General features: G+C 45.5%; 25 protein-coding genes. 14 read left to right on the top strand and 11 right to left on the bottom strand.

Going from position 1 to position 26,934, the window contains the following annotated elements:
- The first annotated feature begins 81 nt into the window (after positions 1-81).
- The 9 genes from PMG71_RS12945 to PMG71_RS12980 all read left to right on the top strand — a co-directional run bounded on the left by PMG71_RS12945 (position 82) and on the right by PMG71_RS12980 (position 7,998).
- Positions 82-204 (top strand): hypothetical protein, encoded by a 123-nt coding sequence (locus PMG71_RS12945; protein ID WP_283754113.1) that lies wholly within the window; start codon positions 82-84, stop codon positions 202-204.
- Between the two features lie 379 nt (positions 205-583).
- Complete coding sequence (cpcD, locus tag PMG71_RS12950; protein ID WP_283754114.1) at positions 584-835, top strand: rod-capping linker protein CpcD; 252 nt, start codon at positions 584-586, stop codon at positions 833-835.
- Between the two features lie 171 nt (positions 836-1,006).
- On the top strand, positions 1,007-2,215 hold the full coding sequence (gene cpcD/petH / locus PMG71_RS12955; RefSeq protein ID WP_283754115.1) for a bifunctional rod-capping linker CpcD/ferredoxin--NADP reductase PetH: 1,209 nt from the start codon (positions 1,007-1,009) through the stop codon (positions 2,213-2,215).
- A gap of 312 nt (positions 2,216-2,527) precedes the next feature.
- A complete protein-coding gene (locus PMG71_RS12960; protein WP_283754116.1) occupies positions 2,528-5,215 on the top strand; it encodes an SUMF1/EgtB/PvdO family nonheme iron enzyme in 2,688 nt (895 codons plus the stop codon).
- 94 nt (positions 5,216-5,309) lie between these two features.
- Positions 5,310-5,660 carry a diversity-generating retroelement protein Avd gene (avd, locus tag PMG71_RS12965; protein ID WP_283754117.1) on the top strand — a complete coding sequence of 117 codons (351 nt, stop codon included), beginning with the start codon at positions 5,310-5,312 and terminating at the stop codon, positions 5,658-5,660.
- Positions 5,657-6,715 (top strand): RNA-directed DNA polymerase, encoded by a 1,059-nt coding sequence (locus PMG71_RS12970; protein WP_283754118.1) that lies wholly within the window; start codon positions 5,657-5,659, stop codon positions 6,713-6,715. Before avd ends, PMG71_RS12970 begins: the two co-directional genes overlap by 4 nt.
- A 21-nt stretch (positions 6,716-6,736) precedes the next feature.
- Positions 6,737-6,910, top strand: coding sequence for an SUMF1/EgtB/PvdO family nonheme iron enzyme (locus PMG71_RS24290; protein WP_488199580.1), 174 nt, complete (start codon positions 6,737-6,739; stop codon positions 6,908-6,910).
- Positions 6,911-7,376: 466 nt separating this feature from the next.
- Complete coding sequence (locus PMG71_RS12975; RefSeq protein WP_283754119.1) at positions 7,377-7,595, top strand: hypothetical protein; 219 nt, start codon at positions 7,377-7,379, stop codon at positions 7,593-7,595.
- Entirely contained in the window at positions 7,585-7,998 is a 414-nt protein-coding gene (locus tag PMG71_RS12980) for a PIN domain-containing protein (RefSeq protein ID WP_283754120.1), read from the top strand. The genes PMG71_RS12975 and PMG71_RS12980 overlap by 11 nt, the downstream gene beginning before the upstream one ends.
- A 98-nt stretch (positions 7,999-8,096) precedes the next feature.
- Here PMG71_RS12980 and PMG71_RS12985 read toward each other — a convergent pair whose 3' ends face one another.
- The 4 genes from PMG71_RS12985 to PMG71_RS13000 all read right to left on the bottom strand — a co-directional run bounded on the left by PMG71_RS12985 (position 8,097) and on the right by PMG71_RS13000 (position 10,627).
- Positions 8,097-8,549, bottom strand: coding sequence for a gas vesicle protein K (locus tag PMG71_RS12985; RefSeq protein ID WP_283754121.1), 453 nt, complete (start codon positions 8,547-8,549; stop codon positions 8,097-8,099).
- Between the two features lie 11 nt (positions 8,550-8,560).
- On the bottom strand, positions 8,561-8,713 hold the full coding sequence (locus PMG71_RS12990) for a hypothetical protein (RefSeq protein ID WP_283754122.1): 153 nt from the start codon (positions 8,711-8,713) through the stop codon (positions 8,561-8,563).
- Positions 8,714-8,842: 129 nt separating this feature from the next.
- The gene (locus PMG71_RS12995) at positions 8,843-9,535 is read right to left on the bottom strand and encodes a CatA-like O-acetyltransferase (RefSeq protein WP_283754123.1); all 693 of its coding nucleotides are present in this window, start codon (positions 9,533-9,535) and stop codon (positions 8,843-8,845) included.
- 135 nt (positions 9,536-9,670) lie between these two features.
- Positions 9,671-10,627: a DNA-methyltransferase gene (locus PMG71_RS13000; protein ID WP_283754124.1), complete on the bottom strand. Its 957-nt coding sequence runs from the start codon at positions 10,625-10,627 to the stop codon at positions 9,671-9,673.
- A 107-nt stretch (positions 10,628-10,734) separates the two neighbouring features.
- Between PMG71_RS13000 and PMG71_RS13005 the strand changes: the two genes are divergently transcribed.
- Positions 10,735-11,295, top strand: a complete 561-nt coding sequence (locus tag PMG71_RS13005) for a retropepsin-like aspartic protease family protein (protein ID WP_283754125.1) — start codon at positions 10,735-10,737, stop codon at positions 11,293-11,295.
- A 249-nt stretch (positions 11,296-11,544) separates the two neighbouring features.
- Here the strand turns inward: PMG71_RS13005 and PMG71_RS13010 are convergent, their stop codons facing one another.
- Complete coding sequence (locus PMG71_RS13010) at positions 11,545-12,048, bottom strand: hypothetical protein (RefSeq protein ID WP_283754126.1); 504 nt, start codon at positions 12,046-12,048, stop codon at positions 11,545-11,547.
- 362 nt (positions 12,049-12,410) lie between these two features.
- Here PMG71_RS13010 and PMG71_RS13015 point away from each other — a divergent pair, with 362 nt between their 5' ends.
- Together PMG71_RS13015 and PMG71_RS13020 are read left to right on the top strand one after the other, a co-directional pair.
- Positions 12,411-14,225, top strand: coding sequence for a CHAT domain-containing tetratricopeptide repeat protein (locus PMG71_RS13015; RefSeq protein ID WP_283754127.1), 1,815 nt, complete (start codon positions 12,411-12,413; stop codon positions 14,223-14,225).
- 2 nt (positions 14,226-14,227) lie between these two features.
- Complete coding sequence (locus PMG71_RS13020; RefSeq protein WP_283754128.1) at positions 14,228-15,307, top strand: tetratricopeptide repeat protein; 1,080 nt, start codon at positions 14,228-14,230, stop codon at positions 15,305-15,307.
- Between the two features lie 22 nt (positions 15,308-15,329).
- Here PMG71_RS13020 and PMG71_RS13025 read toward each other — a convergent pair whose 3' ends face one another.
- The 5 genes from PMG71_RS13025 to PMG71_RS13045 all read right to left on the bottom strand — a co-directional run bounded on the left by PMG71_RS13025 (position 15,330) and on the right by PMG71_RS13045 (position 24,218).
- Positions 15,330-17,897, bottom strand: a complete 2,568-nt coding sequence (locus tag PMG71_RS13025) for a CHAT domain-containing protein (RefSeq protein ID WP_283754129.1) — start codon at positions 17,895-17,897, stop codon at positions 15,330-15,332.
- A gap of 272 nt (positions 17,898-18,169) precedes the next feature.
- Entirely contained in the window at positions 18,170-19,867 is a 1,698-nt protein-coding gene (locus tag PMG71_RS13030; RefSeq protein WP_283754130.1) for a ShlB/FhaC/HecB family hemolysin secretion/activation protein, read from the bottom strand.
- A gap of 230 nt (positions 19,868-20,097) precedes the next feature.
- Positions 20,098-20,754 carry a Uma2 family endonuclease gene (locus PMG71_RS13035; RefSeq protein WP_283754131.1) on the bottom strand — a complete coding sequence of 219 codons (657 nt, stop codon included), beginning with the start codon at positions 20,752-20,754 and terminating at the stop codon, positions 20,098-20,100.
- Between the two features lie 50 nt (positions 20,755-20,804).
- Positions 20,805-21,419 carry a Uma2 family endonuclease gene (locus tag PMG71_RS13040; protein WP_283754132.1) on the bottom strand — a complete coding sequence of 205 codons (615 nt, stop codon included), beginning with the start codon at positions 21,417-21,419 and terminating at the stop codon, positions 20,805-20,807.
- Positions 21,420-21,971: 552 nt separating this feature from the next.
- On the bottom strand, positions 21,972-24,218 hold the full coding sequence (locus PMG71_RS13045) for a transglycosylase domain-containing protein (protein ID WP_283754133.1): 2,247 nt from the start codon (positions 24,216-24,218) through the stop codon (positions 21,972-21,974).
- 199 nt (positions 24,219-24,417) lie between these two features.
- Here PMG71_RS13045 and PMG71_RS13050 point away from each other — a divergent pair, with 199 nt between their 5' ends.
- Together PMG71_RS13050 and PMG71_RS13055 are read left to right on the top strand one after the other, a co-directional pair.
- Positions 24,418-24,849 (top strand): phosphate-starvation-inducible PsiE family protein, encoded by a 432-nt coding sequence (locus PMG71_RS13050; protein ID WP_283754134.1) that lies wholly within the window; start codon positions 24,418-24,420, stop codon positions 24,847-24,849.
- A gap of 56 nt (positions 24,850-24,905) precedes the next feature.
- The gene (locus PMG71_RS13055; protein ID WP_283754135.1) at positions 24,906-26,039 is read left to right on the top strand and encodes an agmatine deiminase family protein; all 1,134 of its coding nucleotides are present in this window, start codon (positions 24,906-24,908) and stop codon (positions 26,037-26,039) included.
- A gap of 123 nt (positions 26,040-26,162) precedes the next feature.
- Here PMG71_RS13055 and PMG71_RS13060 read toward each other — a convergent pair whose 3' ends face one another.
- A complete protein-coding gene (locus PMG71_RS13060; RefSeq protein WP_283754136.1) occupies positions 26,163-26,783 on the bottom strand; it encodes a Uma2 family endonuclease in 621 nt (206 codons plus the stop codon).
- Between the last annotated feature and the right edge of the window lie 151 nt (positions 26,784-26,934).

Genomic DNA, 26,934 nt, shown 5'->3' on the forward strand with positions numbered 1-26,934 from the left:
CTAGCGTTGAGGGCAACACATTAAAACTGCCCTTCGAGATTTTTAAACACCGAAGGGGCTTGCTCTTTCCGTGGAAATAGCATGGCTCTGTCTCCGGCTGGGGACGACTCAAGCTTGAGTTCAGCCCAGTTTTCCATCTTCAATATTCTGGAGCAAATTCTACCAGAATGGGATCATCCCCACAAGGCGAGTTTAGAGATTTAGGATTGTCCTCAATACCTATGCTACGGTGAATGGGGTCTTTAAGAAAACCTAATCTTAATTATTCCTCTGAAAGGGGGCGCTTTTCGATAAAATGGTGGCATTGTCCCTCGCTGGCCAGCAGATGGTAGAGAGGGAAGGTGAGACTCCTGAAGAGTGTTTTGGCTAACCAGGGCGATCGCCTCCCCAATCCTAAAGTTTGTCTGGCTCTTTGACTCTGGCTAACCCCACTTGATGGGGATCTCTCTGAGACACTGATTTACAGTTGCGATTTACAGTTGCTCGGAAGAGTTGGGAGATTCCTTTAACCCTAAGTCTCAGTCGCAAGAGGATAATGTTTTAGCAATAGTTCATCAATCTTAAAAGAGAAAAGGAGAAAGCTATGCCTACATCCAGTTTAGCGGGCACAAACAGTGGTGTATCGTCCAATCGTCTGTTTCAGTTTGAGGTGGTTGGTCTTAACCCCAGCAGCATGGCGAATATGAATTGCTCGATTCGTCGCAGTGGTAGTGTCTTGGTTACTGTGCCTTATAACCGCATGAATCAGGAAATGAAGCGTATTGCTCGTCTAGGTGGCACAATTACTAACATTGTGCCCGTGAATTTTGCTGCGCCCTCTCAGGACGAAGCCTAAATTTGGGTCTAGCTCTTCACGATTCAGGGAGAGCTAGATTGACCAATGAGATGGGGTCACTTACAGTAACTCTAGTCACTTTAATCATTACTGTTGCCTCTGGCTCAGTTGTGGTTGACTCATCTTGCGGTAATATGCCGATGTAAATGGGGAAAGGAGAAAATCAAGGTAATGTATACATCGAGTTTAACGGGTAGAACCAATAGCGTGTCTTCCAACCGTTTGTTTCAGTTTGAGGTGGTTGGTCTTAACCCCGGTAGCATGGCGAATATGAACTGTTCAGTTCGTCGCAGTGGCAGTATCTTCATTACTGTGCCTTACAGCCGTATGAATCAGGAACTGAAGCGTATTGCTCGTCTGGGGGGTAAAATTCTGAACATTGTGCCCCTTAATTCTGATACGGCCTCTCGTAAAGAATCAGTTTGGACTCCAGCTCCTGTCCCTCAATCTACCCCTTCGAGTGAAGGGACTCAAGGTAAAGTCCATAAAAAATCTGAAGATCAAAAGATTCCTATCAATATTTACCGACCCAAAGATCCTTATATCGGTAAGTGCGTCAGTAATGAAAAGTTGGTTGCTGAAGGGGGATCGGGGATTGTTCAACATTTGACGTTTGATCTCTCCCAAGGAGACCTCAAGTATGTGGAAGGCCAAAGTATTGGGATTATTCCTCCTGGAACGGATGATAAGGGTAAACCCCAGAAGTTGCGGTTGTATTCGATCGCCTCTACCCGTCATGGAGATGATGAGGAAGATAAGACGGTTTCTTTATGTGTCAGACAACTGGAATATAAACACCCGGAAAGCGGAGAAACGGTTTATGGGGTTTGTTCGACTTATCTGTGCAATCTGGAACCGGGTGCAGATGTGGCGATTACTGGGCCAGTCGGTAAGGAGATGCTCTTACCGGATGATGAGGAAGCTACAATTATTATGATGGGAACCGGAACGGGAATTGCTCCTTTCCGTGCCTATCTGTGGCGCATGTTTAAGGAACAGCACGAAGATTACAAGTTCCGAGGATTTGCTTGGTTGTTCTTTGGTATTCCTTATACTCAAAATATTCTCTATCGGGAAGAGTTGGAGAAGATGCAGCAGGAATTCCCGGATAATTTCCGCCTTACCTATGCCATCAGCCGCGAACAACAAAATCCTGAAGGCGGTAAAATGTATATCCAAGACCGGATTAAGGAAAATGCGGATGAGCTATGGGCATTAGTCCAAAAACCGAATACCCATATCTATATGTGCGGTCTTAAAGGTATGGAACCGGGTATTGATGAAGGGATGTCTGTGGCTGCGGGTAAGTTTGATGTGAACTGGGATGAATACCGAAAACAACTGAAAAAAGAACATCGTTGGCATGTGGAAACTTACTAAACTTGATTAAGTTCTGCACACAATCTCTAAATTTAGGGGAGTTCTCTAGGGGACTCCCCTATTTATTTCAATTAAAAATTAAAAATTTTCATGTCGGCGACAGTCGAAAAAATTAAAATTTTTCCCAAGCTCTATACCTTACAGTGTAAGCATTTGACGGGAATTTGGGCAAAATGAGTCACCCCACCTTTCCCAAGGAACTAAGATCGGGGTATACAGCATTTTGCGCTGTAATGAGGTGCGCCCATGTGGAGAGACACGCTTCACATTATTATTAACGCACCCCTACACAATCTTAAATGGAGGACAATTATGATGGGATTAATTGGCTTTGTTAGTGCAGCCGTTCACACGGTGACTAAAGCCGCACAATCCATAGTTCCTGGGATCATGGCTTGGAATCAAACCCGGATCATGAATAATCAGCAAAAAAATTTGCAACTGGTTGAAAAACGGGATAGTAAAAGCCAAGAAATAGCCTTAAAACGGATGGAATTTGATGCCAAAATGGAGATGGCACGACAAGCGGCGCGGGCGAAAGAACGAGAAGAAGACCGGGAATTTAGCCTCGCTCTGGAAACCATGCGGGCGGAAAGTTTGCTGAAAACGGAGCAAATGCGGCAGGCATTTCAAGCCCTGGAAGCGGAAAAACAGCGCCAGTTTACGGAAGCAATTGAGAAATTTAAAGCTGAAGTACAAATTAGCATTAATCAAGATAATCTTGCCTTTGCCCGGTGGAAGGAAGAAACGGGGCGGGAATTTGCCCTAGAGATGAAATTACTCGATTTGCAAATTAACCGGATGTTAGCAAAAGAGACGCGAGAAGATGTGCGTCGAGACCGGAATAATCCGATTTATGCCGTTACTGAAGATATTCTCAATATTATTATGAGTCAAGACCGTCCACCCCTTTCGGTCTTTATCTCGCCGCCTGTGTTAAAATTCGACCCTTCGCCGAAAGGGGGAACTGACCCCCAATTTCCGATGATGGAATCTACTCTGAAAGCGGCTTTAAGGCAGTTGTTTAAGCAATATAACTTGAACCAGCGTCCCATTCTACTTCATGCGGGGGAGTGGATTACGAAAGCTCGCAGTGGAGAAGCGGCGGCGCGAGATTTGTTTCGGGATTTGAAAACGGCTCCAGTTGCGATTCTGGAAACGGAAATTGAAGAGTCTTTTCTGAATATCAATGTGGGATTTTGGCATACAGATTTTCCGGATATTCGGTTTGATAGTGTGGCTAGAAAGCTGCGTTGGCGCGATGGACTGGATGAGATTCGTCAGGCGCAGGGACAAGTCTTTGAAATGCAGGGGAAATCTTTGGATCAAGCGACTCCCTATGATTTGGAAAAGCTCAATCGCAGGAGTCGAGAGGAGTTGACTCATTATCTGGAGGTGTTGCACTGCGTCCACGCGGGGATGATTGCGGATGAGTATTTTCTGCTCTATGCCCAACCGCAGCAGATTCCCCTATTGCCTCGGTTGCTTCCTGGGTTGTTTGCGGAGGGAGAATTGCCTCCACAGGTGCAACTGGAGTTGATACATAAGGTAATTGATTACTGCGATGCTTTGTTTAATGCCCTGGAACAGATGGACTCTCTGGTGGTGGCTCAGTTGCGTTTAGACTGGGCAGAAACTCTGGGTGCTGTTTCGGAGCGCTACGGGTTTGAGGGACAGATTGGTGGGGCTATCCGAGCATGGCTGAAACAACGGGGAACGGTTGCTCAGGGGGGAAATCTGGAGGAGTTGACGAGGGAAGTTGCCCGCTACCTGCTGCCAGAGGATGCGCCTTTTGTAGCTCAACTGAATGGCTGTCTGGAAGTGTTGGGCGTTTCTGGAGGATTGAATATTGCCCAAGCCTGTTATCAACGGGGTTTGGAGCATCTGGGAGGGAAACGCTGGCAGTTGGCGGTGACTGATTTTAGCCATGCCCTGAGTTTGTCGCCCCATGTCATTGCCTATTATCAGCGCGGTTTAGCCTATCAGGGGTTGGGAGAACTTCAGAAGGCAATTACGGATTTGGATAAGGCGGTGAAATTGCAACCGAATCACGCTAAGTTTCATGAGGCGCGGGGGGATGTTTATCGGCAGTTGGAGGATGTGGAGACAGCCCTGGCGAATTATGCGGAAGCGATAGAGTTGGGTTCTGAGAGTGCGGTGCGGAAGCATGAGGAGTTGCAGCGCTGGTGGACGGATGAGCGCCGGAAGGCGAAGGAGGCAGAGGAAGCTAGGAAACGGGCAAAAGCGGAGCAAAGGAGACGGGAGGAGGAGCGACGGAAGGCGCTGAGTATTCCAATTCCGGGGAGCGAGCTGACGTTGGAGTTGGTGTATGTGGAGGGGGGGACTTTCCAGATGGGAAGTACGAAATACAATAATGAAAAGCCGGTTCACGCGGTGACAGTGCCAGAGTTTCGCATGGGTAAGTATCCCATCACTCAAACTCAGTATGAGGCGGTGATGGGGACTAATCCATCTGATTTTAAGGGGGAAAATCGTCCTGTGGAGTGTGTGAGTTGGCATGATGCTCAGGAGTTTTGTCAGAAGCTCTCAGAACTGATTGAGCAACCGGTGCGGCTGCCGAGCGAGGCTGAATGGGAGTTTGCGGCGCGTGGGGGCAACCGGAGCCAGGGTTATGAGTATGCGGGCAGTAATAACCTGGATGAGGTGGCTTGGCATTATGGTAATTCTGGCAGCCAAACCCATGATGTGGGGGATAAAAAGAAAAAGGCGAATGAGTTGGGGATTTGTGATATGAGTGGCAATGTTTGGGAGTGGTGCGCGGATGAGTGGCATGGCAACTATACAAACGCACCTAACGATGGAAGTATATGGTCAAATAGTGATGAAAGAAATAGCAATAAAAATCGGCTGCTTCGTGGGGGTTCTTGGGGCTACCATTCTGCTTATTGTCGCTCTCGGTCTCGCACCTCGAATGCGGCGGACAATAGGTACAGGGTCTACGGTTTTCGCGTGGTGTGTCCCTTGGCGATGACGACCTAGCCCTTTTCTCTTTATTCCTTTTTTCCTTTACCCTTCTTTACTTTTTTCTTTTCTTCCGCCGAAGGCGGAAATTTTTTTTTTCAAAAATCACCCTATGAACGAACTGTCGATTATCCAGAAAACCTACGATCTGATTAAATGGTATGTACCCATTCTCAATCGCCTGCCCCGCACTCACAAGTTTCTCCTCGGAGACCGCATGATTGCAGGACTGTACGATTTACTGGAGACCCTAATTATAGCACAATATGAATCGGAGAAACTAAAACTTCTCATTCCCCTAAACAGTAGGCTGCAAATTTTGCGCTATCAAACCCGTCTGCTGCGAGATTTTGACTTAATTTCGGTTGAGCGCTATGAGTATGTGGGAGGGCTGATGAATGACATTGGCAAAGAATTGGGGGGTTGGATTAAACAACAGCAACGACGAGAGAAAGATTCATGAAACGCCACGGCAATCTTTGGTCAGATATGGTGGAGTTCAGCAACCTCCTGCAAGCGTCCCGACAAGCCCAACGAGGCAAGCGATTTAGGGACTCGATACTGGAATTCAATTATCACTTAGAAGAGAACCTACAGCAACTGAAACAGGAGTTAGAAAACCACACCTACCAACCAGGAGAGTACAATACCTTTTACATCATGGAACCGAAGAAGCGGATGATTTCTGCGGCTCCCTATCGAGACCGGGTGGTTCACCATGCCTTGTGTAATGTTATTGTACCGCTATGCGATCGCACGTTTATTTCTGACTCCTATGCCAATCGTTTGGGCTTCGGCACTCACCGCGCCCTGAAGCGCTTTACCCAATTTTCCCGGTCTCATGATTATGTTTTACAATGCGATATTCAAAAATACTTTCCTAGTATTGACCACGAAATCCTCAAGTCCTTAATCCGCAAAAAAATCAAATGCCCAGGAACGCTCTGGCTCATCGATACGATTATTGACTATAGCAACGAACAACCCGTTGCCATTCATCATTTTCCAGGAGATGATTTACTTTCTCCTCTGGCACGGAGGCGAGGATTACCAATTGGCAATTTAACCAGCCAGTTTTTTGCCAATATCTATCTCAATGGATTTGACCATTTCATTAAAGAGGAACTTAGGGCTAAGTCCTATGTTCGCTATGTGGATGATTTTGCTCTGTTCTCCAATGACCGCGAATTTCTCAGGGAAGCCAGGGAGAAAATTGAACAATATTTAGTGCAATTGCGGTTAAAAATTCACCCGATTAAAAGTCAGACGTTTTTGACTCGCCATGGAGCAAACTTTTTAGGGTTTCGTATTTTCCCCGACTGTATTCGGGTTCGCAATGAAAACCTCAGACGAGCAAGGCGGCGATGGCGAACGTTACAAAATGATTACGCTCAAGGTAAAATAACAATAGACCAAATTCAACAGTCTTGGCAAAGCTGGTGCGCCCATCTGGAGTATGGCGACACCTGGCGATTGCGTCAACAGATATTTACTTCGCTGGTCTTTTCCAGGGAGTAAAGAAGGGGTAGGCAACTCCGGCTGCTTCGTGGCGGTTGTTGGAACAACAATTCTGATAATTGTCGCTCTCGGTATCGTAACTCGAATGCGGCGGACAATAGGAACAGGAACTACGGTTTTCGCGTGGTGTGTCCCTTGGCGATTACTCTTCGCACTCAGAACTTATTCATGGGAATGAATGGGGCGTATTTCTGAAGAGTCAAGACCTATTCCTGCGATGTTCGCGAGAGCATCCGAAAATAAACCGGCGTTGGGCAGCTGAGTAGGTGATGTTCGCGAGCATGAGTCGAAAGGTTGTCCAATTCCACTTTATTGGTGATTTCCCGGTGGGGTGGGGGCGGGTTTAGGGAATTGATGGGTGAGTGTTCTAGATTTGGGTATAACCCGCCCCTACGGGGATCTGGGTGGTTTTCAATTTTTAATTTTTAATTTTTAATTTTTAATTTTTAATTTTTAATTGAGAAGGTGGGGTGGGGGCTGGTTTTGGGGATTGATTTGTCGCCCCTACGGGGAATGGTTGATGGGTTTTGTCCATTGGGTTGAAGGACGTGCCGGTGCTGAGAGTATTAGGCTATACAATTCTGGACAGGGAGGGAAGGCGATCGCCGAAAACCCAACTGCTGTGTTACGTTAGGACAGTAATATTCTCATCAACGAACATATGGCGTGCAAAATACTGACAGCAACGTATAACAACGGTAGCCTAATTCTCGATCGCCATCTGGAATCGATCATGGAAGGCAAGACGTTTAAAATCGTACTTATCGACATGGATGAAGGCGATCGTAAAAAGCAGCAGTTTTTGCAATTAGTAGACAAACATTCTTTTTCATTGTCTCCAGATTATCAGTTCAATCGAGATGAACTCCATGAGCGGTAAAGTCTTTTTAGATACAAATCTTTGGGTCTATCTCTATGCCAAAGAACCAGAAATAAAATATCTCAAAGTACGGCAAATTATTGCCGATGAGTTGGACTCGATAAGTCTCAGCACTCAAACCCTAGGAGAATTGTTCAATGTTTTGACCAGAAAGAAGCTTGTCGCCGATAATGAAGCTCAAGAAATCATCTTAGAGTTAGTTAGCACTTTCACTATTGCGGAAATAGATACCCTTAAAGTGATTCAAGCGTTAGAGATCAAATCTCGATACCAATACTCTTATTGGGATAGTTTAATTATTGCTACTGCTTTAACTTTAGATTGTACAATCTTGTACTCTGAAGATTTACATCACGATCAATTGATTGCACAGAAAATGAGAATTGTCAATCCATTTGCGTAAAATCAACAGGCAGTGGGGGCGGGTTTTGGGGGTTGATGGGTGGTTTTCAATTTTTAATTTTTAATTTTTAATTGAGCTAATTTATCTTGCAGATTCGACTACGGGGCAGGGTTGATGGGTTTGGAGGTGAGAATTAAGCGGATTTTGGCATGGATCAGGTTCAGTTGGGCTAAACCGAGGTCTACGTCGCCTTGAATGACAATACCGGTGTGCAAGAGGCGGTCTAGGAGTTCTAAAATGGAGGGGCGATCGCTCTTTTCCCCTGGATAATAGCCTTGTTTGGGCAAGAGGGAGCCGATTTCCCCTAAGTCAATGTTTAAGTCGGCTGGATCGATGTCGAAGATTTCACACAGGTTGATAATCTGTTCTTCGAGACGCTGTAGGCTTTCGGCTGCTCGGTCTAGTTCTTCTTCGCTTAGGCTACCCGCATCCATGCGCCGAATGACTTGAGCTTCCATCAGTTGGCGAATGAGTTCGACAACGGTGAGCAGTAAGGGGGCTAGTCCTGCATCAGGAGAGCGATCGGAAGAGGGAACCAGGGAAGAAGTCATGGGGTCAGAGATTAGACTTCTTTCACCTTACGATCTTTGAGAATTTGATGCAAATACTGCTTCTGATAGTTTAAATATTGACTATGCCACTCCTGGAAGCGGCGATCGCCATCCCGAACCAGCATTTTGCGATAGTCTTCGGATGAGATATACTGCTTAGTCATAATCTCGATTTTGTAAAATGGCTGCTTCTGTCATCAGATTACCTAGATAAGGATTGAGATCAGTTCAGGAACTTATTACTATTTTAACACTTTCAAGAGTCAAGTTACCTGACTTCTCTTGACTATCCCTTAAACCGTTGTTAATAAACCTTGATAGGTTTCCATGAGCTGGTTCAACACATAGGGATCGGCATTGGAATGGTCTAAAGTAACACTCAACGGCACAGTCTGTTTTTGATACAAAGTATGGCGTTGTCCAAAGTAAAATAGAGGCCGGCCGCTTTTCTGGGTTCCACGGTGAATCTGAAGTGAGGTAAAATTCAGATAAGGGATGTTGCCAATAAAATAAGAAATATCCCATATCAATTCAGAAACAAAACCACCATCATTCTTTGAGTTTTCAATAGACTCTCGATAAACCCTACAAAATGTTGGCCAATCCATCAAAATAACATCATTAATAATCACATTTTTAAACCGATTCTCTCCACCCACCGCAATCGAAAAAAAAACCGGAATATTTTTAAACCGATACCATTCTCCCTGAATTTTTCGGGTACTAAAAGTCCATTCTATAGATAAAGCTTTAACTAAATTCCAAACCAGATAACCTTGAAAACAGGCTGCTGGAGTAGTTTGAAAACTCCTTTCATAAACCTCACGAGGCTTTTCTAAATCTAGCTGTATCGTCACTGAAATCTGCGGATTAGCAACAAACTCTTCATTGTGAAAAAAATTGAAAGCCCACTGTTGATATTGGCTCAATTCATTAAGGTTGAGTTTAGTTCCCTGATATCGTTCTAAAGCTTCTTGTAAATCCATTTTAATTTTGTTTCCCCTAAAGATTTTATAACAGGAGTTTATCAGATCCCTATCGGCTGGGTATCATAAGTGTTGAACATCGACAAAAAACTTTACAGCATTGTGTGAATGAGATATCTTCCCTAGCGCATCCTGCTATCCTAGCGTCTTAGGATTTCTGTGTTGATCTTTTAAGGTATTTCTATCCCAAAAAACCCCATCTGTATATCCTTGAATTGATGGATCATTTTCGGCCAGTTGAAGCCGTTTTAATGCCCAACAACAATAGTCTGGATTTAACTCAATCCCCACAAAGTTGCGTTTGAGCTTTTTAGCAACCACGGCTGAAGTACCACTTCCCAGAAAGGGATCGAAGACCAAATCATCGGCATTTGAACTCGCTAGAATCAGTTTCGCAATCAATTTTTCTGGTTTCTGAGTGGGATGATCCGTATTTTCAGGCATTGACCAAAAGGGAATACTAATATCTGTCCATAGGTTAGAAGGATGGGTTAATCTGAAGTTTCCATCCTCTTCTTCACTCCAGTCTTTAGGTTGACCATTTTTCTGCCGATAGGGAGCAATCACTTTTCGCTTTTGCTTCACGGAGTCCAGGTTAAACGTATATTGATCGGAAACGGTGCAAAACCAAATATCTTCGGTATTATTCTTCCAATTCGTTTTTGCACCTCGCCCTTTTTCTCGCTCCCAGGTAATGCGATTGCGAAGATAGAACTCTTGCTCTAGAATGGGGGCGATAAGTATAGAAGTTTTCCAGTCCGAGCAGACATAGAGTGTTGCTGTTGGCTTGAGGAGAGGTTTGAGGATCTTCAGGACAGAAGAGAACCAGTCTTGATATTCTCCTCTGTGTTTCTCTCTAAATAAGTTTCCATGATAGTTTTTAGAAAGATTATAAGGGGGGTCTAGAACTAAAAGATCAACAGAGTTTTTCGGGAGATATTTGACAGCGCTAAAGAGATCTTGGTTAATAATTTTCCCTTTTATATCATCAATAGCTATTGGATCGTGCAAACAGAGTAAAGACTGACTGAGTATAGATAGCTCTTCCTCCGAGCAGGTTAGCGTTTGATTGCGGGGGGCACGTTTTTTCATGCTCAAAGTCTCAAAAACGAGTACAGGCAAGAATCTATTATATCTAGGGGCTGTCAGAAAGAAATTGGGTAAACTAGGAAATAAGGTTTATACATGGCCAGAAGTTTATGAGTAAACGACTATGGGATAAGGGTTTGAGGGTAGCGGTTGCCCTTTGCATGGGTTTGATGGTGGGTGGAGCAGAGAGTAGTATTGCTCAGGAGGTGCAAGGGTGTTTTATGGTCGATTCTTCTGGACGCTCGATTCCCTTGAGTGGAGTCTGTGAGGGTACTTCGGCTCCCCGTTCTCGTCCGGTGACTCCAGGGGTGTTTCAAGCGCAGATTAAGCGCCGTTTGGGGGGAATTCCGGTGATTGAGGTAATGTTTAATAGCCAGCACTCCTTTGAGATGATTTTGGATACGGGAGCGAGTGGGACTCTGATTACTCAGGAGATGGCGCAGAAGTTGCAAGTGGAGACGGTTGATTTTGTGACTATGATGATTGCTGATGGGTCTAAGGTGACGTTTCCCTTGGGTTATGTGAAGTCGATCGCCGTTAATGGTGCAGTCGTCAGAGATATTCCGGTGGCGATCGCCCCTAGAATGGCGATCGGCTTGCTCGGCCATGACTTCTTTGGCAACTATGATGTGCAAATCAAGCAAGATGTCGTCGAGTTTCGACCCCGTTAATGGGATAGGGAGATGGGGAGATAGGGAGATGGGGAGATTCCCTATTACCCAATGGTAACAAGTTAAGACAATGTACATTTTGTCAAGTCCTAAATATAGATTTGAACTAATTAGCTCACCCTATTTATGGACTCTTGCCTTTTGCCTTTTGCCTTTTGCCTTTTGCCTTTTGCCTCCCTCCCCTCTTGCCTTTTGCCTTTTGCCTCCCCCTCACCTACAACCTTAACTTGTGACCAATGCCCTACCCATCTATTCGTGTTCCATCCAGCGCAGATCCAGATCGTCCTCATGCAGATGCTGCATCGGGAACCAAGGGGTATCGATTTGTTCTAAGAGCCAACCTTCCCAGTCAGAGAGCCGATACTTAAGAACTGTGGGATCGGGACGCACTTCTAGTTTCTGTTTCCAGCCTTCATGAATTTCCGTATGCCAATCCACCGTTAACAGTCTAATTTTAAGCTGCTTAATGGTGGTCATAATTTCCGAAAATCCGTAGGTTTCGGCAGTATTTTCTGCTCCCTCTCCCTGTCCGCTCGCAGTTCCCCATTCGTGGATAAAGGCCACCAGTTGTCCGATAGAGCCAGGTTCGCGGAAAACGGCAATGAAAGTATAACGAGTGATAGAGTAGTCTTGTTTCTTGATTCTAAAAAGCTTGATTAAATGAGGGCGGTAGTCAAACAAGAGCCGGATAATGACATTAATCCCCATGGTTGAACCGGCGGCACTCGCTGGAATCACTTTAATTGCGGTCACGTTTCCCTCCTACAGATCGGTTTATAAGTTGAGTTGTGTTAAGTTGACTTGGCTATCAATGGGTCTAATATGAGGTTTGGGGAACCTCTCTAATGAGTCTGTATCCGGTTTCTGGACAAGGAGTGAATCCTGCCAGAGCTGAATGCACACATGATTCTAACTTTAGCTGCACCAACTTGCAATTAATCGTTGTTGGCTTGAGAAGGCAATCTACACTGATGATTTTGCCTTAATTGTAAATTTTTGTAAAGTTTGCATAAAATGGCCCCTCTAAATCTGAGAACCCTATAGGGGGGATCTCCATACTCCCCTGTCATGGACGACAAGCAAAGGTGAGATCGGGTACTCAGGAGGTTAAAGAGGTGGGAAAACTGGTAGTTTTGGAGCTTGAAGGCAGTTTAAGCACAGAGGGCTTTCGGGTACGGTTGCAAATTGGAGAGGACGGACAGCGCCCCGATCTGGATATATCCGGATACTTACCCTCAGAACCCGATCTCGCCCAATTACTAGAAAGTCATTGGGTAGATAAGTATCGTCCTTTGGGACTGCCTAATCGGGGAATCAAGCCAAAAGGGATTAAATATGATGGAGTTCTGAATCGGATCAAAGAGTGCAAAGAATCGGGCGATCGCCTGTGCGATCGCCTCAATCAATGGCTCAGTTCTCCCGATTTTCGGGCGATCGACACTCAGATCCGCGAAAGACTCGATTATCGCGATCGCATCCGCTTCATTGTCCGTACCGACTGCAATGACTTGCACAAACTCCCCTGGCACAATTGGCAACTCCTATCCCGATACACCCATGCCGAAATCTCCTTCAGCGATACCAACTTTAGGCGCTCCGATCCCCTCAGCACCACCCCACCCGGAAAAGTCAAAATTCTCGCCATCCTAGGACATAAAGAAGGCATCGACACCGACAAAGACCAGGAAATCCTCGACTCACTACCCAATGCAGAAGTCACCTTTCTCATCGAACCCAAACAAGCAGACATCAACGCCCAACTCTGGGAACAACCCTGGGATATCCTCTTCTTTGCCGGCCACAGCGAAACCGACGGCGACACCGGTAAAATTTACATCAATCCCGACCAATACTTAACCGTCGATCAAATCTGGTATGGTTTGCGAAAAGCCGTCGCCCAAGGACTAAAACTCGCCATCTTCAACTCCTGTGACGGACTAGGACTCGCCCGCAAACTCGACGATCCCCACATTCCCCAAATGATCGTCATGCGCGACTACGTTCCCGATCTCGTCGCCCAAAAATTCCTCAAATCATTCCTGGTCAACTTTTCCCAAGGATACTCCTTTGAAGTCGCCGTTCGAGAAGCCAGAGAAAAGCTCCAGGGACTCGAAGATCAAATTCCCTGCGCCACCTGGTTACCCGTCATCTGGCAGCATCCTGACTACATCTCCCCCACCTGGGACGAGTTAGTAGGACAATCTAAACCTAAATGGAGTTTTGTATCTTGGAAGAGTTACAAAATTCCAAAAGCAATTATCCTGGCTACCTGTCTCGGATTAAGCACTTATTTTTGGATTCGACCCAAAATTGCTACCTATTTGAACCGAGTTGGAGTTGACTATATTAGAAAGGATCAATACCATCGATCACTTCCCTACTTGCAATCGGCGCTTATAGTCTATCCTCAACAAGCTTCAGCTATCAATAATTTAGGCAGTATCTATGAACGCTGGGGAGAAAATGACCTAGCCTTAACAATGTATCGACGAGCAAAACGATTAGGAGATGCTTGGGGATGTAAAGGAGAAGCATTGATTTATATGAAAGACAACAAGTTTGAACGTGCATCTCAGTTACAGAGAGTCTGTTTACAGCAAATTCTAGCAAGTGAAACAAAATCCCCTCTCGGAGAATACTTGATTCGTAAAGACTTAGGGATTTCTCTTTTACGCAAGGAATCATTTAGTGCGATGAAGCAACAAGATTATCTGGAAGCAGAACGTCATTTACGCATTGCTATTGATATTAAACCACAAGAAGGAGTTGCTAATTGTGTTTTAGCACAAGTTTTAGAAGCTCAAGGCGAATCCAACAAAGCCCTAGAGCAATGGTATTTCTGCGTTCAATTTGCTCAAGATGAATATCCAGACGAAGCTGAATGGATTAAAATGGGAAAAATGAGACTAGAAGAAAGTGGAGAAGATTAAAAATGAAAAAAACAGTGTTTTCAGGATCTACTATTCTCTTGACTGTCCTGGGAAACTTAGGATTTTCAACTTACTGGTTATTAATCCCTAAACCACCCTCAGCCTACGCAGTCAAAAATTGTATTGAAGTGGGAACCATAGAAACCATTGAAGGTGAAGCCTATAAACTTGATCGAGAACAAAGAGAACCTTTGACCACAGCCAGTATTATCTGTGCAGACAACCGATTAGAATCGATGCCATCATCTAGTCTAACTCTACGCTGCTTTGCTGATAATGAAACCAGACAATTATTACCAGGAATTGCTTTAGATTCTACCCAACTTTGTCCTGTGGTTCTTCGATGTGAAGATACAGCAGATCCCCATTGTGGTCGAGGTGGAAGTCAGATAATTGCTCAATCTATTCCTGAAGTTATCACTCCCCGCACAACTAGGTTACTGAATCCAAAGCCGACTTTACAATGGAAACCTGTTCCTAACGCTACCACTTACACCATCACCATTGAAGAAGATATAGAAGGGGAAATTTGGCAAACTGAAACCCAAGAGACCCAACTGATTTATGATGGTGATGTTGCCCTAATCCCTGGTCTTAGTTACACTCTGAAAGTAAAAGCTGATTCGGGAAGTGAAGTTGCCGAAGGAAGGTTCAGCATTCTCTCTAAAGAAAATGCCTCAATTGTAAAAGTTGCTATTGAGAATGCTAAAAAATTGAATAATCCCCTGTCTGAACTCGCTGTTTATAAACAGTATCTTTTGAGGGCAGATGCTATTCAATTTCTGGAAAAAATGGTTAATCAAGATACTCAATCCAGCACTGTATATCGAGAATTAGGTGATTTGTATTGGGATATTGGACGCATTGATGCCGCCGAAAATGCTTACCTAAAGTCTATTGATCTCGCTTCTGCTCAAAACAACTTACAGGGGAAGGCTTTAGGAAAAGTACGTTTAGGGGAGTTATATCAAGTCAATCAGAGGGATGAGGAAGCACAACAGCTATTTCAAGAGGCTAAAGAACTTTATGAACAAGCTGGAGTATTGGAGTTATCAAGAAAGTTAGATTCCTTACTCAATTAACCCACTGGGTGATAGCTTTTCCTTAAATCCAATGTCCTATCAAAACAAAAGCAGCCCAAAACCTAGGATCTCTAAGAGCTTCACCTTTTTCCCCACTTAAAAAAGATTCTTGAACCGTCTTTAGAGCTTCTGCTTTTGTTTTTTTATTTTCAATCATTTCTTGATAAAACTGACTCATGAATTCAGATGTTGCTCGATCATCAACTTTCCATAAAGTTGCTACGGTACTGCGACTTCCGGCTCTGATACTCACCCCTGCTAAACCTAATGCAGCACGGTTATCGCCTTCAGCAGTTTCACAAGCACTCAAAACCAGTAATTCTATCGGTTCAGAACTAAATTCAGCTTGACTTTGAATCAGCTCATTGAGTTGATTGACTCCCAATCGTTCATTCCAGGTTAAGATAAATGTCTCTTCCGGATTAGAGCTAAACTGACCATGAGTAACCCAATGGAAGATAGAGTAGTAGACATTAGCAAAATAAGATTTAATTACTTCTACTGTAAAACTTTCATCTAAAACCACAGGAGTTTGATTTTCAAATAATTGTGCAATACTTTCTAACTCACTTAGGGCATTGCTAAGAGGATTTAAACGAGCATGAACTAAGTCAAAACTCGGTGCTTTCTGCGCCAAACCACCAGGTAATATTCTTAAATCGAGGGAATTTAAGGAACCTGGAGCAAGTAGATTTAATCCTGGAGCAACTGCAAGCGCATATTTCTCGATCAAGTATTTCTCTCCATCATAAAGAGTTGCCATCGGTAAATTACGCAGTTGTCCATCTAAGACAAAAACCAAGGTTTTGATTTGGTCATGAGAACTTAAAAATGACTTAAGTTTATCTGAGAATAGAGAGTCATATACTGTCTGACCATATTGTTGATAGTTATTATTGATATCTTCTTTTAAATCGTTAATTAGTGCATTTATCGTTCGTTCAAATCTTTGAGGATTTGATAGGGGTTCAATGGTGTAATCTATTAAGCTATCAGAAAGAGTGTAGATAACTGCAATTTTGCCATCTAACAGAATTGGATAAAGAACGGCTGTATCTGAAGCAATATCTTCTAATTTGGACTCTTGAGCGGTAATGCAGGCATCGTTGAAGAAGTCGTCTAATTCAGCGAGTTGCAAGGCTTCGATGACGTTGCGGGCTTCTTTTAAGTTGTCTTGACTGGGATTATTTTGGAGTAGTAAATCGACGTATTTTCGGTAGACGGGTTCGACTTCATCGCGGAAGGAGAATTGTAAGTCGCGGTTGGAGGAAACTAGCTCTTGGCGGAGGGATTGCAGGGTGTTGAAGGCGGCTTTGTAGGCGGATAGGATTTCGCTGTAGGGGGATTGGGTTTTTTCGAGGATTCTGCCGAGTTGCCATTGCCATTGATAGGCGAGTTCGGGGGCGTTTAAGTCGAGGGATTGGGCGATGGATAAGGCTTTTTGGGTGTTGGTTTTGGCGGTTTGAAGGTATTCTTTAGAGTCTTGGGCATGTTGTTCGTAGAGTCTGCCTAAATATCCGAGGGCATAGGATTGGGTTTTGAGGTCTTTTCTTTGTTGGGAAACATCGATAATGGTTTGCAAATTTTGGGCGATATTCTGCCAGGGGATGGTGCTGATACAAGTGGCGGTTTGCAGAGTGTTGAGGATGAGGTTATTTCCCGATTGGGTGTTGAATAAGTTGAGATTTTGGGCTTCTTCTAAAGGGTTGAAGTCAAGGATATTCTGATTTAGAGCAACTTGCAGGTTAAGTTGATTGAGGTTAGCTTGCAGTTTGAGTAAAGGGTTATTTTCAGAAACGTTTTGATAGTGTTTTAATGCTGAATCGTATTCTTCTTGATTTTCTAATATGGGACAAAATTCAAAGTTAAATTGAATGGTGGAGGTGGCAGATTGAGCAATTGCCCATTGCCGATCGCCTTTCGCCCTCCATGTATTCCCCAGGCTCAATTGCAACTTATCGAACGTTTCTGTGTCCCCATCAACCAGTTCTAACCCTAGCTCTAGCACCTGTTGCGAACTCTCCAGATCGCCCATCAACCGCAAAGTATCGCCTAATGCTTGCAAGTGCAACACCATTAGGCGATCGCCGGCAAACCTACGCAGATTTTCTGGTAAATTTTCTAGCTTAACTCCAGCACAAAACGAGACATTCTCATCAATTCGAGCGCCGATCGCCTCGCAAGCAGACTGAAATAAACCCAACTCCTGCATCGCTTGCACCTGATTGAGTCGATTGCGATCTTCTGCCTCAGTTAACCCTAGCTGCTGATAGAGTTTTCCCGCTTCTTGCCAACTGACAAGCGCTGCCGAAAAATCACCTACAGAAAAGCTCAACTTACCCTGAATATCCAGAGATTGGGCTAAAATCTGATCCCGTTCTTTCGTTGTTGATAACTGCTGTAATATCTGAATGCCTTGAGTGCTGCTTTCTTGCGCTTGCTCCCATTCTCCTTGTTCTTGCAGTGCTAGAGAAAGATTGCCCAAAGCGACTGCTTGATTGACAAAATCACCTTTTTGTGCATATTCATCAGCTTTCTGTCGCCAAAACTCCGGAGAGCGATCGGAATGTTCTGAGGAGACTTGAGCCATGATAGGGGGAGACTCCAGAGAAAACCCAGGCAAGATCACCGTTAAACTCGCCACAAATAGCGCCAGAATCACCCAAATCAGATGGCGATTAGATCGTTTCCAGATGTTAGGAAGTACGGTCGAAAGATCCCCCCTAGCCCCCCTTAAAAAGGGGGGAATCAAGAAAGTCCCCCTTTTTAAGGGGGATTTTCCGCAAGCGGACATGAAAGGGGGATCAGATATATCCCTCATAGCAGAGGAAATCGCTGTAACTCCCCATTGTTTCACCCGTCTTAGAAAAACAAGCGGGTTTGGACAGTAAAATATAAACCGTTTTCTTGCCATGTGCGATCGCTCGACTCCACCTCAACCAAAGGAATACCCCAATATAAACTAGCACTAGAATCATTTCCGAGTTGCCAGCGCAAGCCCAAACCGCCAGAAGCCAAAGTTTGGGGCTGTAAATTCTGGCGATCGCTACTATTCCAAGCTGTGCCAAAATCTAGGAATGGGGCAAGTTGCAACACCCCCCACCGCTCTTGAGAATTGCCTATCAAAGGATAGCGAAACTCTACCGAGCCAAACGTCCCATTATCCGTTAATCGGGTATCTTGACGATAACCCCGTACACTTTCCCAACCGCCTAAACTAAACTGCTCTAAGGGCACAAGGGCGCGACTTGCTAATTGAAGATCGCCGCGCAATAGTAATAGTAAATCGGGTGCAAATCGCTGTACCCATTGCCCTTGTCCTCGCCAAGCAAAAAAGCGCCCATCGGGAGCCTCAGATCGGACAGTAGCATCAAATAAATCTAAGCCTAAACTGAACTGAGAATAAAACGCCACAATCCGATCGTCACCGCGCCATAACCCATCTTGATAAAAGCGAATCACCGATAATCGAGTTTTACCGCGACTGCTGCCACCTTCAGCTAGGGGAAAGGGTTCGCCCAAAATATAAGTATCGCTTTCCCGCCGAGAAAAGACCCATCCTAACGCAAATTCTTTTTCGGGTTCTTGCCAAATCGGTTGACGGAAATTGACATCAAAATAGCGGGAATCGCCCCTTAAATTAATCGCGTCAAAGGGTTCTTCAATCACTCGGTTCGATCCCGTTCCATAGGCAACACTTAAAGTTCCGTTACGGGCATTTATAGGGATGGTATAATCGGCGAAAAAGGTATCGCTACCATCAGTATTGGCATATCCGAGGCGAAAACTATCCCCCAATCCGAGTAAGTTGGCTTGTCTGAGCTGGACTTGGCGGCGAAAACTGCCTACACTAGGGGCACGACCATTATCACCACCAATCTCTAGGCTGAGGGTTTTGGCTTCTTGAAGGCGAACATTGAGATTATTTTGTTCTAGGGTTGCTCCAGGAACGACTTCTGCGGAGATATTGGCGATTAAGGGATCGAGTTGTAGTAGTCGCAGTCCATTGAGCAGGTTATCTAAGTTTAAGGGCGTAGCGGCGATCGCCAATCGACTGCAAATATAATTAGGATTTAGCCTTCCCCTACCCTCTCTCATCAAGAAAATTGTCCCCAACCCTCCCTCAATCACCGCAATTTTCACCACCCCATCCTCTATTTTCTGCGGATAGGGAACCGCATAGGAGTTAATATAACCCTGCTGATTATAGAGTCCCGTAATCCGAGAAACCGCTTCCATCAGTTCGGTAAACGTAATTTCTTTGTCCGTAAATTCCGATATTTCCTGCTGTAACTCTTCTTGAGAAAAAACCGTAGCACCGACAAACTCAAAGCGACTAACAGATAAATGATCGAAGCTCTCTCCAGTCTCGGATTCAGTCGAGGGAGAAAGCGCTAAATCTTGGGCATTTTTTCCCGTATTTACCGCACATTCAAAAGTTTCTCCATCACTCTCTGCGGCAACTGGGGGTATATCTCCCCTTGCCATTTCAGGTAGTAAAAGAGAATATAGAATCAGTAAAATTGGCAGTAAATTTAATTGACTCCAAGAAACTACCATCAGATTGGCATTCAGGCATAGCCCGTAATTCTTTCACGGCTAATTATGCCCTACTCTTCACCAATAATCAATGTTTGCCTCCTACCGTTTGACACCCTACGCAAGTTAGAGCAATATCGTACTCCCTATAGGTAACGTTATACGAAAAATTTCAGAAATTTTTCAGTCCTCACTTTTTAGCAAACCATTACCAAGCATACTGAGTTCAGCTTAACAACTACAAAAACTGTCTATGCTCCCGAAAACTCTTGCAACAGCCAAGCTCCCACCTGTCCTTGATCCTGCTGCCGACTGCGCTCGAGTGCTGTAGCCAGCACCTCTATCTGTAACCCGCCTAAGACCTGTGATGCATCAAGCCTCTGGCTACCCTGTGGGGTTAGGGCATAGGCCAACACCGTCATCCCCCGTACATCCACGACCCAATATTCTTTGACCCCCAGCGCCTCATAGAGCGATCGCTTATTGCCCTGGTCATCCAACAATGAAGCAGCCGCAATCTCAATCACTAAATCCGGTGCAGGATAGCGGTTTAAATCTACAACAGTTGTTCCCCAAGGAATCACCTGTGCCTGTTCTCGGAGGTAATAGGACGAGTCGGGTTGGCATTCTCGTACCCCCGCCTGACGATAGCTACAGTTGACCAATCCTTTAAAGGCAATCCCCCGCACGGTACAAAACAGTTGCACAGCAAAGTCAATGAGGGCATTATCAGCAGCATGATCGTGGCCGACGGGTGACATTTCAATCCTCATGTGATTTTGATGATAATAGCCTTTGGCTTTGGCCAGCGTTGGTTCGGCAATCATTTGCAGATAGTCTTCCCAGGATGTCGCAATCCAAGTATTGGTCGGTAATGCTGGTTCTAAAGGTGTTTTAAGCGAACTCATTTCCTGTACCTCTGGATTGGCCTTGCTCTGCATTGTAAACCTTGTTTCCTTTACGCCCAAACCCGCTTCAGCGTTAGCGTAAACCCTGGTAAAACCTCCTCCCCAGACAATGCCATCGGATTCTCTAACACCTCAACGGCTTGACCTGGACGATAAATTTCCACCCGCTTATTTTTTGGGTCAATCAACCAACCCAACTGCGCCCCATTCTCCATATATTCCTGCATCTTTGCCCGTAGTTCCTTGAGAGTGTCGGTTTTAGAGCGCAACTCAACCACAAAATCCGGGCATAAGGGTATAAAACCGTCCTGCTGTTCGGGGGTAAGGGCATCCCAGCGATCGCAACGCACCCAAGCAGCATCTGGAGAGCGGTTCGCACCATTGGGGAATTCAAATCCTGTGGAAGAGTCAAACGCTCGGCCTAGGGTATCGTTGGCTTCAAACCAAACACTGAGTTGACCGGTGATGCTGAGGTTACGATGACCCGTATTGCCACCTGTGGGAGGATTCACTATTAATTCTCCTGTTGCCGTTCTCTCCAATCTAAGTTCGCGATTTGCCACAGCCAGCATTGTAAACTGCTCCGGTGTCACATGCAGCGCCAATTCTTGGGGCAGTTGGAGCCATAGGGGTTTAGATTGAGGGGGAGCTTGGACAACCATCATTGCGACCTCATACAGCTATCTTTGTCCCATTCTAGCCAATTTATGCCTCGATTTGACTGGAGTACACCTCTTAAGTTGACATCCACCCCTGCCTAAAGGCGAGGGGATTCCTAAACCTCACGTTAGCGAAGCTCCTCCGCAGGAGGCTTTAGGTTTCTGTTTCATAGCAGTTGCCTTCACAGATTTACTCTGTTCCGGTCTTACACTCGCTCCGGAGACTGACACGGCAGAGCAATGCCGCCTTATGTGTTGAAATCTCAAAGAAGAAATCTTGATTTACTTTGTTGATTCAAGGGTTGGACTGCCCATTGCCCCATCCTCTTTTCCCGGTCTACCGATTTTTCTGCGCCGTTGCGGATTCCGCAAGCTTTGAAGTTAGGCTTTCTGTTTCCATCGTCGCGGGTGGGTCAGTGACCAACTTTATTGTACCGCAAAGCCGTCCTAAAAGGACGGGGTTTTCAACCCATTTTTCTGATAACAAAGAATTAAAGCGATACCCAGCTCTCTATACTCAATTAGGTAAGCGGTTAATGCCTAAGAAGACATCATGAGTTAATTAATCAAATCCTCCATATAATCCCCCCAAACCTGAGCCGCTTGAGCGCTACTGCCATAAGTCGGTGTATTATCATCATTTCCTAACCAAATTCCCGTCACCAAACTGCGACTCGGAATATATCCCACAAACCAGAGATCCACACCATTATTTGTGGTTCCCGTTTTTCCCGCTTCTCCCCATCCCAGATAGGCATTACGTCCGGTTCCCTGACTGATTGCTCCTTGTAATAAAGAAGTTATGGTTTGCGCCACATCCGGTGAAAGTACGGTGCGACTTCCCTTCGGATCTTGGGCATAATCATAAATGACTCGACAGGTATCTGGCTGATTCGGTACTGCACAGTCGCTGCTGTCGAGAATGCGGCGAATGGCATGGGGGCGATGGTAAATCCCCGCATTGGCAAACACGGCAAAAGCGCCGGTCATTTCTAGGGGGGTGACTTCACTTTGACCGAGGATTAAACCGGGAACCGGCTTTAAGTCTGCATTGATACCTGAGAGCCGAGCCATCCGTACCACATCACTTAATCCTGCGTCTTGGGCGATACGCAGAGCTACGGAATTTTCCGATTGAGCCATGGCTACCCCCATATCGATCGCCCCCCCACTGCGCTCGCAGCCGCTATAGGATTGCCCTTGCCAAGTTAAGGGGGCACAGGAATAGGTTTTCCAGGGGGAAATGCCCTCAGCGAGAGCCGCAGCATAGGCAAATACCTTAAACGTCGATCCGGGTTGACGATAGGCTTGCACGGCGCGATTAAATTGACTCTCGCGGTAATTTTTGCCTCCGGATAGGGCTAAAATTTCCCCGGTTTGACTGTCTAGGGTAACCACGGCTCCCTGGTCAAAATTAAAACCGGCTCCGGTGGTGGCGATCGCCTGTTCTAAACTCTGTTCCGCCGTTTCTTGCATCTGGGGATTGAGACCGGTTTCAATAATAAAATTGCCCTCTCGCGCCAAACCACTTCCTAACAATTCTTCCAATTCCATAAACACATAATCGTGGAAATAGGGCCCAATGGAGCGATTAAACTGTTCGATCGCTTTTGGGTTCACTTGAATGCGAGATCGCCTGGCTCGGTTGGCTTCCTCTGTAGAAATCATCCCCAATTTTTCCATCCGATACAACACCCCATCCCGTTGACGAATGGCTGCCTGATAATCTCGAATCGGATTAAAACTATTGGGAGCAGGTAAAATGCCCACTAACGTTGCGGCTTCGGCGATCGTTAACTCCGTGGCGGGCTTACCCAAATAATACCGCGCTGCATCCTCAAATCCATAGTTAGCACTGCCCAAATAAATCCGATTCAGATAGGTCAGCAACAAGAGATCCTTGCTATAAAAGGTCTCTAATTTCAGAGCCACGATCGCCTCCCGCAGCTTCCGACCGGCCGTATCCGATGTCCCCACATACTCCCGAAACAAACTGCGAGCCACCTGTTGGGTAATCGTGCTTCCCCCCTGTTGAATGCCACCCCCTCTCAGGTTCACCAAAATGGCTCTGAGCGTACCAATGGGATCGACACCAAAATGCCAATAAAAGCGACTATCTTCAGAGGCAATTAAGGCTTGAGCCAGATGGGGAGGAAAATCAGACAGACTCGCTCGCTCTAAGTGCGCTTGATTGGTGGGAGGCACTAAAGGCGTTTCATTATCCCTGGCATAAACCACCACAGGCCCTTGAATGTTGCGCGGTAGGGGAGAGATATTAAATTTTTGCCACTCAATTAAAATGGCGATCGTCAGCAAAGCCGTTAGACCGCCAAACCCATAAACGGTATAGCGTAGGGCTTGAATTGGCCAAGGAGGGGGATTCGTATAGCGCAGAGTAACCGAAGCTTGCAGCTCTGGGGGCCCCAGCGTCAGGCGATCGCCGTGAGCTAGGCGCATTTCCCGCACCTTCTGCCGCCCTCGATAGATGCCATTGGTTGCCCCCTCATCTTTAATCGTAAACCCTTGTTTCGTGTCCCGAATCAGGGAACAATGGATCTGACTCACCACCGGATTACGGATGACAATATCGCAGGATTTTGAAGAGCGTCCAATCAGGATGCGATCGCCCAATAGGGGATATTCCTCAGCCGGTTGTCCCTCCGTTTCCTCCACCATCAGTTTCGCCACCCTCGCCTTCGGTTTCAGCGCCAATTGGGTGAGCTTAACTTTCGCTTGGATGGTTTGCGCCACTTGAGTGAGCGTACCCATAAGGGTTTTCGGAGGGCCAGGAGGTTGAGAACTCATAGGTTAGCTTAGTTAACTTGTGCAATCAATCAGGAAGAGGGACGAACTTATCTTTAATTTAACTGATGTTGATCTCCAACTAAAAGTTCTCTCTTATAGCGCTTCGCGCTAGGGAATAGGGAATAGGGTCACAATCCCCTAAAATAGGCACGATTTACCCGTTAACAACTTTAAACACTACCACCTTTAAGAGGAGAGTATGAATCGCCTGATCAAAATCATGAAAAGGTTTTTAGAGACCTTTGAACGCATCATTGCTTTGTTTTTGTTGTTAATGCTGGTGATTGTGGTTCTTTTGGGCACAATTGAATTGGGCTATATCTTATTCGAGCAAATGCAGGACACCCCTCATTTTTTGTTGCTCAATATTGAAGAAGTCCTAAAAATATTTGATTACTTTTTATTGATTATCATTGGCTTAGAGCTGATCGAAGCCACCAAAGTCTATCTTGAAGAGGAAGTCATCCATGTAGAAATTATCTTTCTCGTGGCGATGGTGGCGATCGCCCGGAAAGTGATCATCCTGGATATCACCAAATATCATCCCCTTGTCCTCTTCGGCATTTCCTCGATTATCCTCGCTCTCACCATAGGCTTCTACTTTCTGATCAAAACCCTCAAACCTAAATAAGGGGAATGGGGAATGGGGAATGGGGAATAACCAATTACCGCGCATAGCGCTATACAATGATGAACAGACGATTCTTGCTCCAATTCATCGCCACACTTTCGGGTTCTATTCTGGTGGGAAAGAAAATGACCGGTTGTTCAGTAGCCAGTTCTCCCCCTTCTAGGGTGTCCCATTCTTCCTTTTTTATGCCAGATGAAGGGGAACCCCATTTATGTACTTGGATGGCGTTTAGTGCGAGTGCGGATATCTGGGGACGGCAGTATTTTAGGGACGTGCAGGACGATTTAGCCAGAATTGCCAAGGCGATCGCCCCCTACGAACCCGTTAAGATGTTAGTGCGAGCCGAAGACTATGATGTGGCTTTGGCCAAATGCGGCTCGGAGGTGGAGTTAATTGTTACTGAATTGGACGACCTCTGGATCAGAGATACGGGGCCGGTTTTTGTCGTCAATGCTGAGGGTCAAAAAGCTGGTATTGATTTTAACTTTAATGGTTGGGGGAATAAACAGTACCACGATCGCGACGCTCAAGTGGCTCAATTTGTGGCCCAACAAGCAGGAGTCCCGGTTATCAACACGGAATTGGTGTTTGAAGGTGGGGGGATCGAGGTCGATGGTCAGGGTACGGCCATTATCACTGAAAGTTGTATTCTTAACGATAATCGTAATCCGGGCTGGACTAAACTCGATTGCGAAACAGAATTAAAAGCCTTATTGGGACTGCGTAAAATCATTTGGCTGCCAGGGATTCGGGGTGCAGATATTACCGATGGACATACGGATTTTTACGCTCGTTTTGCTCGTCCTGGGGTGGTGGTTGCTGGGTACGATCCTGACCCCGAATCTCCCGACCATGAGGTAACAAAACGACATTTAGAGATCTTGGAATCGCAAACCGACGCGGACAGAAACCCCCTAGAAGTCGTCGTTCTGGAAGGGCCAAGTCGAATTAGATCGGGATATGACTGGGAGGAGTTTGCCGCCGGATACATTAACTTCTACGTGGTTAATGGCGCGGTAATTATGCCTCAGTTTGGCGATCGCCAAGCAGATCGCAATGCGAAAGAGATTCTCGGAGGATTATTTGGCGATCGGGATATCATCCAGCTCAATATCGATAATCTTGCCGCCGGAGGCGGAGGAATTCACTGCACCACTCAACAAGAACCCTTGGTGAGGAGTAATGAGTAAGGAGTAATGAGTAATATCAAATCTAGAAAAGAAAGCAAGGATTTGATATTACGCGCAACGCGAATGCTTCCCTACGGTCGCAATGACATCTCTTTAACCGGACTTGATATTCTAGATCAATTGTTAATTGATATAACCCCAAACACGGCCCAAATCTAACACAAAACCTGGCAACACTTCCTCACCGGATAACTCAGCCGGGTTGGACAATACTTCTACCTCTAAACCCACTCGATAAACTTCCACTGTCCGATTTTTAGGATCGATTAACCAACCTAATCTTGCCCCATTGTCTATATACTCTTGCATTTTCTCTTGTAGGGACTTGAGTGTATCCGACTTTGAACGCAATTCCACCACAAAATCCGGGCAAATCTGGGGGAATGTTCCCCTTTGTTCCTCCGTCAGTCTATCCCAACGCTCTTGACTGATCCAAGCTGCATCGGGAGAGAGAATTGCACCATTGGGTAAAATAAATCCCGTCGAACAATCAAATCCTTCCCCCTGTTGATTCTCTTCATACCAGCGATGCAATTGTCCGATGATGCTAAAATTGGTTTTTCCAGTTTCCCAACCTGTGGGTGGATTCACAATCAACTCTCCTTGTGCAGTTCTTTCAAGTTGTAAGACTTTATTACTTACTGCTAGGGCGGCAAATTGTTCTTGAGTGACATAGAGTTTCAGGCTTTTGGGTAACTCCAGTGGTAGAGTGTCCGGATCTTCTAAGGTCAGTATCTGTCCCATGGCGATCGCTCCGATTGGGTTCTATTCAGCTATTTTAAGGCGATCAAGCTTGTTCTTTCAATTCTTGCCCTAACACAGGCCAACCCCTAGGATACCAACCCAGATCAGTTGTTAATTGTTCATTGTTCATTGTTCATTGCCAACCCCTAGG

The organism is Roseofilum acuticapitatum BLCC-M154 (assembly GCF_030068475.1).
GTDB lineage: Bacteria > Cyanobacteriota > Cyanobacteriia > Cyanobacteriales > Desertifilaceae > Roseofilum > Roseofilum acuticapitatum.